We start from the raw sequence: 14,828 nt of genomic DNA on the forward strand, positions 1-14,828 counted from the left end.
TCGGGTGCCGTGGGTGGTCAGCGGTCCGCTCGGCCGGTGGAAGAACCTTCACCCCGGCGCATCACGGGCAGGTGCTCGATCCGATGGGCGAGGTCGCTCAGACGGGTGCTGACCGAGCGCAGGGCGGGCGCGCCGCGCCCGGGGCCGCGAAGGACGGCTCCGTCCACGAGGTCCCGGACCCGGTCGAGAACCGACAAGGGCACGGCCGCGACCACGTTGCCCGGCGGGCGACGGGCCACCACGGGATGGGCACGGGTGGGCGCGGTGCGACGGACCACCTCCCAGGCCAGGCCCAGACGGCGGAGCCGGCGGTGGCTCAGGGCTCCCTGGAGGCGCGGGAGCAGGACGTCCTCCTCGTCGCGCACGTCCTCCCGCAACACCTCGACCAGCCGGGCCAGGAGGGGCTCCCGAGCGGGGTCCTCGGCGGCCATGGCCTCGAGGGCGGTGACGAGCTCGTTGACCTCCTGGTGCTCCCGCTCCACCTGCAGCGTCAGCTCGTGCCCGTCAGGCAGGATCCGGCGCATCACCGGCCACAGCACGGCCTCCTCGGCGAAGGCGTGCGGGAACACCAGGCGACAGACCTGCAGCAGCACCCGCCCCTGGGCCGCACCGGTGGTGCCGGCGAGGTCCTCCAGCAGGTCGTCCAGCTTGACGTGGTCACGCCGCTGCCGAGTCAGCACGCTCAACCGCCCCCCGAGCTCGTCGACCTTCTGATCAGCGATGGATCTCATCATGACGACCTTTCCGAACGGGCCCGTTCCAAGGCCGACTCACCAGGGGCAGCCGTCCTGGTGCGGGCGGGCGCACGACCCCGGCCACGTCGCACCGAGGTGGCGGTCCCGCCGATAACCGCCCCTCCAAAACATAGTAAGGATACTTAGGCAGATGTCATCGTCCAGTGGCCGATGGTCAAGGGCCCACCCGTCCTGTCCACACGAGGCATCCTTCCTGAGGCACCTACCCCAGGAATCTCAGGTGTTTGCGTCCTGCTGATTTCCGGTTCTTGATCTGCGGCTTCCGCCTATTCGCTGTGGGGCCCACGATGGTGGAAAGACGGTCGACCTGGGACGAATCTGTTGCGGACTCTCGGTGTGGAAGAGGAGCTGTTGCTCGTCGATGCGGTGACTCTGCAGCCGCTGGCCGTCGGCGATGAGGTAGTCGACCACCACGAGCAGCACGTGGGTTCCGCAGCACACCCTCCGGGCCCCGTGTTCCCCACCGCGGAGCCGGCCGATGTGGCTCCCCGCCATGCGCTGACGGTGGAGCTGCAGCAGGAACAGACCGAGGTCGTCAACCCGCCCCAGCTCACCCTGACCGATCAGATCGCCGCCATCCGAACCGGCCGGGTGATGGCCGATGAGGCTGCCAGGGCGGCGGGCGGTGGCCCTGCCGACCTCGGTGTCTGCCGATTCGCCGCGCCTCGTCCCGGAAGCCCACTACCGCCGGGTCCAGCAGCACGTGGGTCTGCTGGCGGCCGAACAGCTGACCTGCGGGTTCCATGTGCACGTGGCGATCGACTCTTGCGAGGAGGGCGTGGCGGTGCTGGACCGGATCCCGGTGTGGTTGCCGGTGCTGCTGGCGCTGAGCACCAATTCTGCGTTCCGGTACGGGGTGGACACCGGCTTCGCCTCCTACCGGTACCAGGCCTGGACGCGGTGGCCCACTGCCGGGCCCAACGAGGTCTTCGCGACGGTGTCCGAGTACGACCGACAGGTGCGGCTCCTGCTGGAGTCCGGGGTGCCGCTCGATGACGGGATGATCTACTTCGACGCCCGGCTCTCGACCCGTTTCCCGACCGTGGAAGTGCGGGTGGCCGATGTGTGCCTGGACCCCGTCCATGCGGGGGTGATCGCCGCCCTGGTGCGCGCTCTGGTGGAGACCGCCGCCCGCGCCTCGCGCGCCGGCCTGCCGCCGGCCCCGGTGGGGGTTACCCAGTTGCGGGCCTGGTCCTGGCGGGCCGCCCGCTCAAGGGTCGAGGGCCAGCTCGTGAGCCCGACCACGGGCACCCCGGTCGCGGCCGGGGAGGTGGTGGCCGAGCTGCTGGAGCTGCTGCACCCGGCACTCTCCGAGGGCAGTGAGGACGAGCAGGTCCAGGCCGTGGTCGCGGCCATCCTGCGCGAGGGGACAGGGGCCCGCGCCCAGCGCGAGGCTTACGCGTCCCGCCGCGACCTCCACGATGTCGTAGCCGCCGCCCTGAACCTCGGCGAGCCCACCACAGCAGGATCGCCAGGGGACCACCACCGGTGAGGGATGGACCGGATCAACTGGGCCCTGGTCAGGCCGAGGGCGGGCCCGTAGCCTGAGATCAGGTTCAGTAGCGGGCCGGGACCATCGCACCGCGAAGGAGCCATGCTCGTGAATCTGCAGCTGTCGGTCATCACGGACATCGACCCGGATTCCCAGCAGATACATCTGACTGTTACGGGAACCCTGACCGAGGCCAACCATCAGCTCCTGCTCCGGGTGCTCCAGCAGACCCAGGCTCTCCCCGCCGGCCTCGAGGTGCTGGTGGATCTGACCGGGACCACCTCGTGGGAGGCCTCCGCGATGGATCTCCTGCTCTGGGAGATCGACCACTCCGACCCCGACGGGCCCCTCCCCCCGGTGGGGTTCGTGGTTCCGGCACCACCGGTGAGCTCTCCCCGTACTGGCGCCACCCCGGGACCCCGAACCGTGTGGACCGGGGCGGGCAGGAAGGCACATGGCGATGACCGCTGAGCCCACCACCAAGACCTGCCTAAGGAGCCACACCGGTCAGCTGATGGCCGCCCCGGAGACACCGGGGGTGTTCCGCGGCACCGGGCTGGGCGAGAACAACTGGCACGACAGCGACGAAAGCGTACGCACCGACCTGCTGACCACCGGGCCCCCACCCCACCCCACCCCAGTCCACCTGCGCCATGACTCAGGACACAACAGCACCGAGCACACCACCGGATGAGGACCAACAAAGGCTTTCAAGTCGACATCGTGGGAAGAGCAGATGGACGACACCACCGCCGGGTCCACCCAGGCCTGGCTGTTGAGCGAGACCATGGACCGTGACCGATTCACCCTGCAAGCCCTGTGGGAGGGCTACCGCGGGCAGGGCGGAACCGTGGAACAGTTCGAAATCGAGGCCTATCTGCATCAGTGCCTGCACCTGCTGGCCTTCCAACGCGACATACTCCTCCACGCCGCCAACCAACTACTCGAGGCGCACCACCAGCCCCCGCTGCCCTACACCCGGGACCTGCTCCACGGCGCGGACACCACACCCGAGGAGTAAGACCCTGGCCCGAGGACGTGCCAGGAGGAGGCTTCCCCGGGATCGGCCGCCTTCCCCGGTGCCAGAAGATCCCTCGTCCTCCGTCGCGAGATCGGGTAGGCCTCGGCGGCAGACCCGTCTTCGGGGAGGACATCGAGACCGGCGGCGACCTGACACGCCGGTGCCACTGGCCGATGCCGGGCTGCGCCAGCGGCTGGGGCTAGGACTGGGGCTGGCCAGTCTGGGGATCCCGGTTGCACCCGGTCGGAGATCCAGAGACGAATGCGGCCTTGCACCTCTACTCGGACGCCGAGGATGCTTTCAAAGACGGCCTCCTATTGGCCAGGTGGCCGGTTGCCCTGGGGGTCGGGACGTTCCTCCCTTCCGGGGCCAGAGGGGTGCAGAGCGTGCAAACCCCTGGCCAAGGTAGGTTTCGGCCTTTAGCCTGGGTGGGGTCCAGCAACCGGCCACGTCAATTCTCGTCGCCAGGAGCTGATCACCATGAGGCCGTTCATGCCTCCCTGCGGGCCGGTCCATGGTTGGACCGACGGTGAGGTCATCCGGGCGACCGGCATCCCCTACGCCACCGCCGGCAGGTTCACCGCCCCCGCCCCGGCAACCGACTGGACGGAGCCTCTCGACGCCACGGCACCGTCTCCGGCGTGCCCGCAAGTCCGTTCCCCCTTTCTGGAGGAGGTCCTCGGCGGGGCCTTGGGGGATCTGCCCCGGGACGAGCACTGCCAACGGCTGTCGGTGACCCTGCCCCGCGACGTGGCAGCCGGAGAAGATCTGCCGGTGATGGTGTGGATCCACGGCGGCTCCTACACCACCGGGGCCGGGGACGCGGCGATCATGGATCCGGCCCGACTAGTCGCTGAACAACGCGTAGTGGTCGTGACCGTCACCTACCGGCTCGGGTTGTTCGGCTACCTGGGCTCGGGCCACCACCGCCCGGCCAACTTGGGGCTGCTGGACCAGCTGGAGGCCTTGCGCTGGGTGCGGCGCAACATCACGGCCTTCGGCGGGGACCCCGGCAATGTGACGGCGTTCGGTCAGTCCGCCGGGGCTGATGCGGTGGCCCACCTCATGGCCACCCCCGACGCCGCCTCGCTGTTTCGGCGCGCCATTCTCCAGAGCCCCCCGCTGGGCATCACTCGCGGCCGGGCGGCGATGAGCGAGGCCATGAACCGTGCGGCCGAGATCGTCACCGTCACCACCCCGGTAACCGAGGTGGTGGCCCTTCAGGCCGAGGTCACCGCCCACGCCGCGGCCTTCGGGCTCATGGGCGCGATGGCCTTCGGCACCCAGTACGGCCACCACCCCTTGCCCGACGAGGAGGAGATCGAGGCGGCCTGGGACCGGGTGGCACCGCACATCGACGTCCTCATCGGTCACACCACCGAGGAAGCACGGCTGCACATCCCCACCGCCACCGCCTTGCAACGGTGGATCCGGCTGCCGGTGGTCGGGGCGTTGATCCGCCGCGCCGTCGTGAGCTACGTGACCGCAGCTGTCTACTCCACCGCGATCCGCCGCTTCGCCACCCGCCACACCCGCGCCGGTGGCGCCGCCCACACCTACGAGATCTTCTGGGCCGCTGCGGGCAACGAGTACGGTGCGGCCCACGCCATCGACCTGCCGCTGCTGTTCGGCCACGAGTACACCTGGGCCGGCACCGGACTCGTGGCCGGCGCCGAATGGGAGGAGATCGACGCCCACGGCCGTCCGATCCGCCGGCTGTGGGCCGACTTCGCCCGCGGCACCCCACTGGGAGAGAAAGGCCGGATCCCCGGGGCGCTGAGCTACCGGCGCGCCCGCAACCTGCGCTGGGCAATGGGGAACGGACGGATCGGCCTCGGAAGGGACGGCGAAGTTCCCGGTGCCGCACCTGCGGTGCCACTTGACCGACCTGGCCTTGAACCTGCCCGGTGACACACTGGGTGAGGGTATTCCCCTACACATGACCAGCTCCGGAGAGTGGGTCGCTCACATGCTCGGCCGCGGGAGCTCCCGGATGCATGTCTCCGGACACAACTGTCTCGGGGACAAGAAAGCCTGCGCAGGCCCCTTGTCGCATTGCTGGAAGCGTGCAACGTCGAGCTGGTGGTGCTCGCGCGCTGTTGCCGGTTGCCGCGGTACCGGCTGATCGGCATGCTCCCTGACCTTGGGGCCGCTGTCACTCACCGTGGAGAAAGCCTGCACCGCACCGTCTCAGGAACGAGGATCCAGGGCCAGGTCGTAGACGGCCTGCGTCCTCGTCACCATGGCCTCGACCGTGTAGTCACGCAGATATCTCCTGCGGCCGGCTGCGCCGTACAACGCGCGCTGTTCATCATCACCGAGCAGTTGCACCAGCGCCGCGGCCAGCATCTCGGCGTCCTGCGCCGGCACGAGAAGCCCCGTCTCCCCATCAGTCACGAGCTCCGTGGAACCGATCACCCGGGTGGCCACCACCGGCAAGCCAGCCTCCATCGCCTCGATCAAGGCCAACGGCATGCCCTCAGCCCGTGAGGGCAGAGCGAACACGTCGGCGGCGTCCAGCAGCATCCTGGCGTCGCCCCGGTGGCCCGGTAGGTGGACCGAGCCGGCAAGACTACGCTCGGCCAGCAGGTCCTCGAGATCCTGGCGCAGCTCGCCCTCCCCCAGGATCACCACCTGCAACTTCGGACAGGCCGGCTTGAGCAGTGCGGCGGCCTCGATCAGATATCGCTGCCCCTTCATGTGCGTCAGCCGCCCGGTGCACAGCACGACGAGATCCTCCGGCCGCAGGTGCAGCTCCGTCCTGGCCGCGGCCCGTCCCGGGGGATGCTGTCGGGGCCTGACGCCGTTGGGCACCGTGATGAAGTGCTCCTCGCTGACACCTCGCGCGATGTAGGTGTCCCGGAGTCCGTCGGAGACCGCGATCCTCCAGTGCGCGAACGACGTGTTCTCGACCAGCCTCTCGGCCTTGTCCCGCCGCGAAAGCAGGAAGGGCAGATGATGGGTGATCACGACCGCCGGCACCCCGGCGGCCCTGGCCAGTCGCAGCCCATCGGGATCCTCCCAGCCCCAGCCCGCATGGCCATGGAATACGTCCACCGGATGCGAGGACAGGAAGCCGCCGATCACCTGCGGATAGGTCGGATCGTGCGGGCTGGGCAGCGCCACCGTGCGGGCACCGAGTGCGGCGGCTTCCTCGAACAGCCAGCGGGCGCGGGGACCGGTGCGGCACATCACCGTCACATCCGCCCGACCGGTGAGACCCTCAACCAGATCCAGCATGTGCCGCCCCATCCCGGAAGGGCTCTCAGAACGGGTGTACAAACAGACGGACCGACGGAGCCCTCGAGCACTTTGCACAGCCCGGCAGGCACTCGACCTCGAAAGCGGTCCCGTCGCCGCAGCCTCCAGCACGTGTTTCACGTTACAGGCAACGACGTTCCCGATCCGACCGGGGACGTCGAGGTCAGACAGATCGCGACCGTCACGACGGATTTCACCCACGTCACGGCCTCGGGGACTCGGCGCCAAACCCAGGCGGGCGGAGCCCCGCTGACCGGCCCTGTCTAAAGCCGCAGGAACTGAGCCTCCTTCTGGCTCCGCCGGCCACAGCACAGTCGGCGACCCTACGGGCGACCCTGGGGCCGGCGGTAGCACCTTGGGCCCAGGACGCACGGTCTCTGTCGGGAGCTTTCCTGACGCCCGTGGGACCCATGGGTCTAAGTGCAAACCCTGCAAATCCCTGGTCGACCTGCAACGACGCGCGTACCGTGGGGAGAGGTCAAGAAGGCGGCCATGAGATGAAGTGCATGCGACGAAGGATGCTCTCATGGACCACAAGATTTCCGTGCTCGTCCAGATCGATCTCGACGGCGCCTACGTGCGCCTGGCCGTCACCGGGTGTCTGACCGAGGCCAATCAGCACGTCCTGTACCCGCTGATCCGCCGGGCCCGGAGGCTGATCCCCCCGGTGACCGTCAGCGTGGACCTCAGCGCCGCCGGGCACGTCGAGGCGACCGCGGTGGACCTGCTGCGCTGGGCGATCGACCACGACGAGACTTCGGACGGAGCGAGCCCGGTGGAACTGCTGGTCCCCAACGGTCTGCCCGCCCACGAGCACACCCCTGGCCCGGCTGTGGGCCGCCTGCAGGCCTCGGAGCCGTGGGCGGTATGACACCGGCCGCCGCGCACACCCCGGATCGGTGCCCCGGCACGGGCACATGGCAGCCCGCGGGCGGGGGTGCCCGGGCATGACCGGAACCGTGCGCATCAACCCCTCGGTGCAACTGGCCGAGATCGACCGGGTCCTGCGCTGCCTGGGACAGCGGGTGGGCCCGGTCCCGGCCGGGGCGGCCGTGGCCGCGATCGCCCAGGCGGGCGTCTATCACGTGCGAGGCGCCCGGTGGGCCAGCGTGAGCGTGACCGGACAGGGGCGGTTCCGCACCCTGGTGGCCACCGCCCCGATGGCCGCCGACGCCGACGCCCTCCAGCACTCCACCGGGCAGGGCCCCACCGTGGACCCGGCGCTGGAGGGCGCCGTCCACCTGATCGGAGATCTGCCCCGGGACCGCCGCTGGCCGGTGCTCGCCGCCCAGGCCGCACAGCACCTGGGTGTGGCGGGTCTGCTGGCCTACCGTCTTCCCCTGCCCGGCCAGCCGGGTACCACCGTGGGGCTAACCCTGTACTCCGATGCCGTCGAGGCCTTCGGCGCGCCGGCGCTGTGGACCGGCAGCGTGCTGGCCTCCCACGCCGTGGCAGCCGTCGCCGCTGATCACCAGCACCGGCGCACCCAACAAGCCCAGCACAGTGCTCAGGAGGTCGGCACCGCCGCCGGAATGCTGATGGCCCGCTACGGGATCCCCCGCGAGGAAGCCCTGCACCTGCTCCGTACAACGGCCCAGAACAGCCATCGCAGCCTGGCCGAGATCGCCACCGAGATCATCGACACCGAAACCCGGCGGCCATGCTCCAACCGGCAATTGTTCCTCCGGTGAGTCTGAACGCCTGCCCCAGACTGGGGTACGCCCGCGAAGGAACCCCGACGGCAACATGGTCCGCACGAAACGTGACCGATGCCGGCCGTGAGACCAGGATCATTTCGATGACCTCTCCTGGCGGTCTGCCTCTAACCGGCCTTATGTGAAGTCACGGCGTGCTGAACGTTCCCTTGGCGGGGGTCCCCTACCGCATCAGGGGGACGTCCCGGCTGCCCGTACCGGCTGAGGGCCCCGGCGGTCCGTGGAATCCCTGCATTCCTCCTTCGGGACCCCGGGGGACAGGTGGCCGGATCCGTGATGTGTTCCCCCGGCCGGCGCGCTGGTCAGTCGCGGCGGATGGCCCGCCAGATGACCACCACGATGACGGCGGCCACGACCACAGCGACGACCAGGACGCCGAGAACGACCATCCCTGCCACCCCCACGCCACTGCGGCCGGGAAGCCACCCCTGGACCGGGCCCGCGCCGAGCAGCAGCGCGGCGGTGAGCAATAACGTACGGGCGGCAGAAGGTCCCATCGCCTCCCATTGTCCCGCCCCGGAGCCTCATCAGCACCCGAGAGGGCCCTTAAAGATTTCCCCCGGTGTGCGCCATCCGATGGCGCCGGAACACCTGCGCCCGCACAGAAACTCGAACCGCAATGCGGGGTCCGTGGAACGTGCGCAACCAGCCTCATAGGACGTCATCACAGTCCTTTCCGCCGATGAATTGGAGGAATCGCGGTCCGCCATCGCCGCTACCCGTCGGTTAGGGAAATGTGGGGTGGTGGACAGAGCAATCCTTGTCGGCCCGGCCGCCATCTCCCTACGGTGGAGAAGGGCCCGGCACATGGCCTGAGGTGCTCAGCATGCGATGAAGGATGCTCTCCATGGACCACAAGCTCTGCGTGCTCGTCCAGGTGGACGCGCACGGGGCCCAGGTGCGCCTTCTCGTCACCGGATGTGTGCCCGAGGCCAACCAGCACTCCCTGCATCCTGTGGTGGCCGCGGCCCGGAGGCTGATGCCCCGGGTGGCGGTCACCGTGGATCTCACCGTCGCCGAGCACGTGGAGGTGGCCGCGGTGGATCTGTTGCGCTGGGCGATCGAGGCCGGCGAAGCTGGCTCCGGTACTGGCCCAGTGGAGGTACTGCCCCCGATCGACGCGCCAGCTCACCGACCCGTGACCGTTCTACGGGGCCGGGCGCGAAATCTCACCATGTCCCCGGTCCGGTGGTCGGCATGAGCGCCACCGGATCCACCCGACACCCCGCCGCCAGGCATCTAATCCAGGAGGACCCGCAATGACCACTGCACGCGAGATCATGACGCCCGGCGTCGAGTGCGTCGGCGAGAACCAGACCCTCGAGGAGGCCGCGCAGAAGATGAAGGACCTCGACGTCGGCGCCCTGCCGATCTGCGGGGAGGACAACCGACTCAAGGGCGTGGTGACCGACCGCGACATCGTCATCAAGTGCCTGGCCACCGGCGGAGACCCCCGCACCGTGAAGGCCGGGGAACTGGGCGAGGGCAAGCCGGTGACCATCGGGGCCGACGACAGCGTGGACGAGGCGATCACGACGATGACCGACCACCAGGTCCGCCGCCTGCCGGTCATCGACGGGCACGACCTCGTCGGCATGATCAGCCAGGCCGACCTCGCCCGGTCCCTGCCCGAGGACCGAGTCGGGGAACTGGTGGAACTGATCTCCTTCGACTGAGCCTCCACCGAGAAAACGGGAAGGGTGAGCCGGTAAGAACGCCCACCCCTCCCTTCCACACGGGCAACAACCGCCGGCTCAGGCCCAACCCATGGCGTAGAAGCTCAGCCCTGACTGTGAGCACGCTGGCATTGCGACGTCGATCCCAGAGGAGGTTTCCATGCAGGCCCGCATCGCAGAGAGCATTGCCCTGGTCACCATCGGTGACGGTGTCATCGCCGCACTGTTCCCGGCCCGTCACGCTGCCCGGTGGGTGATCGGGCCCGAGCCTGTACGCCGGATACTGTCGGTGTTCGTCGAGCACCCCGGCTTGATGCGGGCCGCCGGCGTGGCCCAGGTTGCTGCCGGGATCGCCTGGGTAGCGGCCCTGCCGCCGGCACCACGCTGACCGGCACTTCCTCCACGATCCCGGGGCGGGCCTGCGTGTCAGCGTGAGTTAAACCCAGCGATGCATACCACGCCCGTCAGCCGCAGGGCGAGATTCGAAATCGATGCACCATCCCCGGCTCTGCTCTGTCTGCTCCGTTGAGCACCTCCGATGATGGTGCGATGAGCAGTTTCTCTCCTGTGCCGGCGGCTCGGCCGGCCACGGATCGGCGCCCTGGGGCCGGTGCTGTTGCAGGGGGCCCACCTAGCAATCACCACCGCGCGCCTTCCACACCGGCTCCCTCGCCGACCCACGGACAAGCAAGACTGTCGGACACCTGGTCAGCACCCCAGGAGCGGCCTAGCCTGGTAGGAGGTCCAGAAGCCGGCCGCGATTCTCTCGTGGCCCAGGAGCCCGTGTCGTGGAACCTCAACTGTCCGTTCTCGTTGAGATCGACCCGGATGAACGACGGGTGCGTCTGGTGACGGCCGGGCACCTGACCGAGACGAATCAGCGGACCCTGTACCCGTTGATCCGCCGCGTGCGGAGGCTCACCTGTGACACCGAGGTCGTCATCGACCTCACCTCGATCGAGCGCCTCGATGGCTCCGCACTGGATCTGCTGTGCTGGGAGGTCGAGCATGACGAGCCGGGGCACCCCGCCCGGCCGGTGCGTTTCGCCCTGGCCCGGCCACGATCGACCAGTGGGCTGCCTTTCCCCCACGGGCGCCAGGCGTATCGGAGCGGGTCCACCGCCTGGACGCCACCCGGCTCGAACACGGTCCTGGCCCACCGATTCTTCAGGAAGATTCGCCCCGCGGGGTGTGCTGCTTCGGCCCATGCGCAACCAAGGAATGGAACGACCATGACCACTCCAGCCGCTCGACCCGACGACCGCACGACCCGCCGCTCCCCGGTCCGGACGGCGGCCCTGCTCTACGGGGTCGTCTTCCTGCTCGTGGGCGCGGCCGGGTTCATCCCCGGGATCACCAGCAACTACGACACCCTGCAGTTCGCCGGCCACCACTCCGAGGCCATGCTCATGGGCGTCTTCCAGGTCTCGATCCTGCACAATCTCGTCCACCTGCTCTACGGGGCCGCCGGGATCGCCTTGGCCCGGACCGTCTCCGGGGCGCGGAACTTCCTGCGCTGGGGCGGTGCGGTGTACCTGCTGCTGTGGCTCTACGGTCTGCTCATCGACAAGGAGTCCACCGCCAACTTCGTGCCCCTGAACACCGCCGACGACTGGCTGCACCTGTTCTTGGGCCTGACCATGGTGGGGCTGTCCTTCCTGGACCGGAGCACCCACGACCGGACCACCGGCAGGGCCCGCACCTGAGGTCCGCGGCCGGGCACCTCTCGTGTCCGTGTTCCACGGGAAGCGGGTCCCCGTCAGTGGCGGGGAGCCGCTTCCCGTTGGGTGCCCGTGGCCAGGCCCCGCCTCTGCGTCACCGGCAAGTCATCAGGAGAAGACGTATTTAACCTCGGCGAAGTCGTCGGCGGCGAGGACGTAGAAAACGCGCAGCAATCCGGCGCCGGTGTTCCTGGCCCCGTGTTCGCGGCCACCGGGGATGAAGACACTCGAGCCTGGGCCGACCGGGCGCTCGATGCCGTCGAGGGTGACCACGCCGTCTCCGGAGAGGACGTAGTAGGTCTCGGCCTGGTCGTGACGGTGCAGAGCGAGAAAACCGCCCTCGGGAAGCTCGGCCACCCCTGTGACCAGGGTGTCACTGGGGGTCGCGTCGGCGGAGAACAAGGTGCGCCAGGTGAGGTGCCCTCGCTCATCGTGCCAGCCGTCGGCGGGGCGATCGTTCTCCTGGAGCACCAGCGGGTCGTTCGCGGCGGTGGGGTCGGTGGCCATGGCATCAGTACACACCCTGGGCGTCCTGCCTGTCCTCCCCCAGCTCAAGCACCCTGCCCCGAGGCGTCCGGGCGCTAGCCAGGAGCGGCCCCCGGTTTCTCGCCCATTCCTGGGGAGGCCGGGCCCTGCCCGGTATCCATCTCCCGGCGCGGCCCGTAGTAGCGCCTCAGCCACCGGGACAGCCCGTCGAGGCCGGGGAAGAGCACACGCTCGGCCATGTTCGCCTGGTCCAGGTGGTCGTGGATCCGCCACTTGAGCGTCGCCGGGATGACTACCTTCCGGTACAGCCTCGGATGCGCCCCCAGCCACTCGTGCAGAGACGCCGTCGCCCCGGACATCGCGGAGAACAGGGCCAACTGGTTCACAATCCGCTCGTCCAAAGACGGCGGCGGCTCGAAGAATAGCGGAACGGGCCGGTTCTCCTCGTCCCGGTAATGGTCAAACTCCTGGAGGGTGTAGGTGATCCGGGAGAGCATGCCCGTCGTGAACAACCCCGCCTCGTGCGCGGCGATCTCACAGCCCAGCTTGGCGAGGAGCAGCTCGTGGACTGCCGCGTAGTCCACGCACCACACCGCACCCGGCGCGTCGTAGCACCGGGGGTCCGCCGTGGCGAAGTGCAGTGCCACGTACGGGGGGTGGTCCAGTCCAGCAGGCGCGTGGGCAACCCGTGGTGCTCAGCCACCGACAGCCAGTTCCAAGCGGAGTCCCCCGGCGAGGCGTCTCGGGCGGCGTACTTGCGGAAGTTGCGCAGGATGTGCGGCTCGAGCCGCCCGCTCGTCGAGCCCCGGAGCCGTAAGAGGCTGCTGTGCAGGTTCTGCTCGGCCAGCGCGTGCCCGCTGTAGACCACGTTGATCCGGAACTTCCCCGGGAGGGTTGCTAGTCGTTGTGGGTCGGGGCCGCGATCCACCCGTACAGGTCGTCCTCGGCGATCTCGATGAACGGGCCCGTACCAGCGGCACCCTTCCCCACGCTCACTACTGGTCCCTCGCCTGCCTCGAGCCGGTGTCGACCGGCAACAGCCCGGCAGACACTCGGCCTCAAAAGCGATCCCGTCGCCGCAACCTCCACCACGTATTTCACGTTACAGGCGACGACGTTCCCGATCCGACCGGGGACCTCGAGGCCAATAGATCGCGACCAAGACGACGATCATCCCCGCGGCATGGTCCCAGGGCCCAGTACTACCGCGAGACCTACGCCATCGGCCGCCACCTGCGCGCTCTCGTGGTCCCTGCTCTCCGAGCCACCCTCGTGCCGGGCTTTTCCTTCCTACGAAGGCGCGGCCCACGCCGGGCGAGGTGAGGAGGGCGCATTGGAGGGCACCTCAACGACCGTCTGCGCGAAATGAAACAGCAGGTCCCTCGACGGTGATGGCAGCGCACAATCAGAAAGCATCCTTACTTTATGGGTCCTTCCCCTGTTACCTTGTCTGCACGGAGAACGACCGACGCCGACGTCGACCGTCCGGCACCCACCACGAGGAGCTGACGTGAACGAGATCCCCCAGCACGACGATCTGCCGCTGCCCGACTACGACCACCTCCCGACCGGCGTGCTGGCCACGCACGTGCGGGGCCTGAACGAAGAGGGCCTGACCCAGGTCCTGGCCTACGAACGAGCCCACGGCAACCGCCTGCCCGTCGTCCAACTCCTCGAGCACAGGCTCCAGGAGGTGCAGGCCGGCGCAGAGGTCTCGGACGTGCCCGCGCAGACCCCGGAGACCGCCCACGACCAGCCGGCAACGACGGGTCCCACCGCAGTCCCGGGACCACCGGTCAATCCGCCATCCCACGGCACCCCGTTCAACCCGACCCAGCCTCGCTGACCGCCCTCTTCGGGCGCTAACCCGGTAGGGATAACAATGGATTCCGAGTTCAGTGGTGACTCGGATGATCGGCATGGGCGGTTCGCGGATTCACCGGCACGAGGTGGCCTTGGACATCTTGTGATCCCCAGCGATCTGGGTGGCCGGCTCCCTGGCCTGGATCAGCCGCAGGGCAATGCGGATCTGGCAGTCGCTGAAGGTGGGACGCCGCCCGCCGAGGTTGTTTCCGGCGCTCCGGTGTTCCACCACTGAGTCGGTGATGCGTTCGCCTTGGATCTCCAATCTCATCTGAACCTGAGCAACCATGACAGTGAAAACCATGGACCCCATCGGGCTCTGGGTGTCCACGTCTCCCCACCCGAGTTCGGCACCCTCAGCCTCGCCCCCGCGCCGAAGTTATTCGACGAGGGCCAGCACGTTCTCCGTCGTAAGCCCCCACCGATCCAGTCCGGTGATGACTAGCGTGCCGTCCAACCCGGGAGCTTTCACCACTCCATCGCATGCCGACTGGAAGGCGCGGGCCCAGATTGTCGATCATCGACGCAAGGGTCATTGTGTGGGGCGCCAGCCGCTAACCGGCCATATGTAACGCTCAGGGCGCCCAGCTGGCCTGTGACGCCACGAGGGGAGGTTCAGGGACGGCCTCGAGGCGTACGACGCCCGCATGGGAACCCGAGCGGATCCACCCCTGACGGGGCGCACGATAGCGGGAGGCGCCGTGGGAACAGAGGGACGGAGGACAGCATGGGGACGCTGCTGTTCCGCTACGTCTGCGGCGCGTTATGTGATGCGCCGCATCGACGGAGCTGAGATCAGGACCGGCCTCCGGGCTTACCCCAGGACATCGCACCGAAC

At 68.8% G+C, this 14,828-nt stretch carries 18 protein-coding genes and 1 pseudogene; 12 read left to right on the plus strand and 7 right to left on the minus strand.

What is annotated here, in order from left to right:
- Positions 1-17 precede the first annotated feature (17 nt).
- Positions 18-734 carry a hemerythrin domain-containing protein gene (locus ACYVM4_RS00005; protein WP_460667227.1) on the minus strand — a complete coding sequence of 239 codons (717 nt, stop codon included), beginning with the start codon at positions 732-734 and terminating at the stop codon, positions 18-20.
- 664 nt (positions 735-1,398) lie between these two features.
- Between ACYVM4_RS00005 and ACYVM4_RS00010 the strand changes: the two genes are divergently transcribed.
- The 5 genes from ACYVM4_RS00010 to ACYVM4_RS00030 all read left to right on the plus strand — a co-directional run bounded on the left by ACYVM4_RS00010 (position 1,399) and on the right by ACYVM4_RS00030 (position 5,179).
- Positions 1,399-2,247 (plus strand): glutamate--cysteine ligase, encoded by an 849-nt coding sequence (locus ACYVM4_RS00010; RefSeq protein ID WP_460667228.1) that lies wholly within the window; start codon positions 1,399-1,401, stop codon positions 2,245-2,247.
- A gap of 108 nt (positions 2,248-2,355) precedes the next feature.
- Complete coding sequence (locus ACYVM4_RS00015; protein WP_460667229.1) at positions 2,356-2,718, plus strand: hypothetical protein; 363 nt, start codon at positions 2,356-2,358, stop codon at positions 2,716-2,718.
- Entirely contained in the window at positions 2,708-2,941 is a 234-nt protein-coding gene (locus ACYVM4_RS00020) for a hypothetical protein (protein ID WP_460667230.1), read from the plus strand. The genes ACYVM4_RS00015 and ACYVM4_RS00020 overlap by 11 nt, the downstream gene beginning before the upstream one ends.
- A gap of 42 nt (positions 2,942-2,983) precedes the next feature.
- Positions 2,984-3,268 carry a hypothetical protein gene (locus ACYVM4_RS00025; RefSeq protein WP_460667231.1) on the plus strand — a complete coding sequence of 95 codons (285 nt, stop codon included), beginning with the start codon at positions 2,984-2,986 and terminating at the stop codon, positions 3,266-3,268.
- A 480-nt stretch (positions 3,269-3,748) separates the two neighbouring features.
- Positions 3,749-5,179, plus strand: a complete 1,431-nt coding sequence (locus tag ACYVM4_RS00030; protein ID WP_460667232.1) for a carboxylesterase family protein — start codon at positions 3,749-3,751, stop codon at positions 5,177-5,179.
- Positions 5,180-5,458: 279 nt separating this feature from the next.
- Here the strand turns inward: ACYVM4_RS00030 and ACYVM4_RS00035 are convergent, their stop codons facing one another.
- Entirely contained in the window at positions 5,459-7,057 is a 1,599-nt protein-coding gene (locus ACYVM4_RS00035) for a glycosyltransferase family 4 protein (RefSeq protein WP_460667233.1), read from the minus strand.
- On the opposite strand from ACYVM4_RS00035, the gene ACYVM4_RS00040 reads away from it, so the two are divergent.
- Positions 7,056-7,400, plus strand: a complete 345-nt coding sequence (locus tag ACYVM4_RS00040) for a hypothetical protein (RefSeq protein WP_460667234.1) — start codon at positions 7,056-7,058, stop codon at positions 7,398-7,400. The genes ACYVM4_RS00035 and ACYVM4_RS00040 overlap by 2 nt on opposite strands.
- Before the next feature lie 76 nt (positions 7,401-7,476).
- Positions 7,477-8,220 (plus strand): ANTAR domain-containing protein, encoded by a 744-nt coding sequence (locus tag ACYVM4_RS00045; RefSeq protein ID WP_460667235.1) that lies wholly within the window; start codon positions 7,477-7,479, stop codon positions 8,218-8,220.
- Positions 8,221-8,546: 326 nt separating this feature from the next.
- Here ACYVM4_RS00045 and ACYVM4_RS00050 read toward each other — a convergent pair whose 3' ends face one another.
- Positions 8,547-8,741: a hypothetical protein gene (locus ACYVM4_RS00050; RefSeq protein ID WP_460667236.1), complete on the minus strand. Its 195-nt coding sequence runs from the start codon at positions 8,739-8,741 to the stop codon at positions 8,547-8,549.
- Between the two features lie 350 nt (positions 8,742-9,091).
- On the opposite strand from ACYVM4_RS00050, the gene ACYVM4_RS00055 reads away from it, so the two are divergent.
- From ACYVM4_RS00055 to ACYVM4_RS00070, 4 genes are all read left to right on the plus strand, one after another.
- Complete coding sequence (locus ACYVM4_RS00055) at positions 9,092-9,445, plus strand: hypothetical protein (RefSeq protein WP_460667237.1); 354 nt, start codon at positions 9,092-9,094, stop codon at positions 9,443-9,445.
- 58 nt (positions 9,446-9,503) lie between these two features.
- A complete protein-coding gene (locus ACYVM4_RS00060; RefSeq protein ID WP_460667238.1) occupies positions 9,504-9,920 on the plus strand; it encodes a CBS domain-containing protein in 417 nt (138 codons plus the stop codon).
- Between the two features lie 160 nt (positions 9,921-10,080).
- Positions 10,081-10,308, plus strand: a complete 228-nt coding sequence (locus tag ACYVM4_RS00065; protein ID WP_460667239.1) for a hypothetical protein — start codon at positions 10,081-10,083, stop codon at positions 10,306-10,308.
- Between the two features lie 844 nt (positions 10,309-11,152).
- A complete protein-coding gene (locus ACYVM4_RS00070) occupies positions 11,153-11,626 on the plus strand; it encodes a DUF4383 domain-containing protein (protein ID WP_460667240.1) in 474 nt (157 codons plus the stop codon).
- 123 nt (positions 11,627-11,749) lie between these two features.
- Here the strand turns inward: ACYVM4_RS00070 and ACYVM4_RS00075 are convergent, their stop codons facing one another.
- From ACYVM4_RS00075 to ACYVM4_RS00085, 3 genes and pseudogenes are all read right to left on the minus strand, one after another.
- A complete protein-coding gene (locus tag ACYVM4_RS00075) occupies positions 11,750-12,148 on the minus strand; it encodes a cupin domain-containing protein (RefSeq protein ID WP_460667241.1) in 399 nt (132 codons plus the stop codon).
- A 74-nt stretch (positions 12,149-12,222) separates the two neighbouring features.
- Entirely contained in the window at positions 12,223-12,774 is a 552-nt protein-coding gene (locus ACYVM4_RS00080) for a hypothetical protein (RefSeq protein WP_460667396.1), read from the minus strand.
- Between the two features lie 68 nt (positions 12,775-12,842).
- Positions 12,843-13,055: pseudogene (locus ACYVM4_RS00085) on the minus strand (hypothetical protein); the annotation flags it as partial.
- A gap of 582 nt (positions 13,056-13,637) precedes the next feature.
- Between ACYVM4_RS00085 and ACYVM4_RS00090 the strand changes: the two are divergent.
- On the plus strand, positions 13,638-13,973 hold the full coding sequence (locus ACYVM4_RS00090; protein WP_460667242.1) for a hypothetical protein: 336 nt from the start codon (positions 13,638-13,640) through the stop codon (positions 13,971-13,973).
- 90 nt (positions 13,974-14,063) lie between these two features.
- Here the strand turns inward: ACYVM4_RS00090 and ACYVM4_RS00095 are convergent, their stop codons facing one another.
- On the minus strand, positions 14,064-14,321 hold the full coding sequence (locus ACYVM4_RS00095) for a recombinase family protein (protein ID WP_460667243.1): 258 nt from the start codon (positions 14,319-14,321) through the stop codon (positions 14,064-14,066).
- Positions 14,322-14,828: the final 507 nt, after the last annotated feature.

This window comes from Kocuria himachalensis (genome assembly GCF_054784195.1).

Excerpts from the sequence above, each read along its gene's own strand:
- ACYVM4_RS00005 (WP_460667227.1), bottom strand. The coding sequence starts at position 734 with ATGATGAGATCCATCGCTGATCAGAAGGTCGACGAGCTCGGGGGGCGG.
- ACYVM4_RS00020 (WP_460667230.1), top strand. The coding sequence starts at position 2,708 with ATGACCGCTGAGCCCACCACCAAGACCTGCCTAAGGAGCCACACCGGT.
- ACYVM4_RS00025 (WP_460667231.1), top strand. The coding sequence starts at position 2,984 with ATGGACGACACCACCGCCGGGTCCACCCAGGCCTGGCTGTTGAGCGAG.
- ACYVM4_RS00030 (WP_460667232.1), top strand. The coding sequence starts at position 3,749 with ATGAGGCCGTTCATGCCTCCCTGCGGGCCGGTCCATGGTTGGACCGAC.
- ACYVM4_RS00040 (WP_460667234.1), top strand. The coding sequence starts at position 7,056 with ATGGACCACAAGATTTCCGTGCTCGTCCAGATCGATCTCGACGGCGCC.
- ACYVM4_RS00035 (WP_460667233.1), bottom strand. The coding sequence starts at position 7,057 with ATGAGAGCATCCTTCGTCGCATGCACTTCATCTCATGGCCGCCTTCTT.
- ACYVM4_RS00045 (WP_460667235.1), top strand. The coding sequence starts at position 7,477 with ATGACCGGAACCGTGCGCATCAACCCCTCGGTGCAACTGGCCGAGATC.
- ACYVM4_RS00050 (WP_460667236.1), bottom strand. The coding sequence starts at position 8,741 with ATGGGACCTTCTGCCGCCCGTACGTTATTGCTCACCGCCGCGCTGCTG.
- ACYVM4_RS00055 (WP_460667237.1), top strand. The coding sequence starts at position 9,092 with ATGGACCACAAGCTCTGCGTGCTCGTCCAGGTGGACGCGCACGGGGCC.
- ACYVM4_RS00060 (WP_460667238.1), top strand. The coding sequence starts at position 9,504 with ATGACCACTGCACGCGAGATCATGACGCCCGGCGTCGAGTGCGTCGGC.
- ACYVM4_RS00065 (WP_460667239.1), top strand. The coding sequence starts at position 10,081 with ATGCAGGCCCGCATCGCAGAGAGCATTGCCCTGGTCACCATCGGTGAC.
- ACYVM4_RS00070 (WP_460667240.1), top strand. The coding sequence starts at position 11,153 with ATGACCACTCCAGCCGCTCGACCCGACGACCGCACGACCCGCCGCTCC.
- ACYVM4_RS00075 (WP_460667241.1), bottom strand. The coding sequence starts at position 12,148 with ATGGCCACCGACCCCACCGCCGCGAACGACCCGCTGGTGCTCCAGGAG.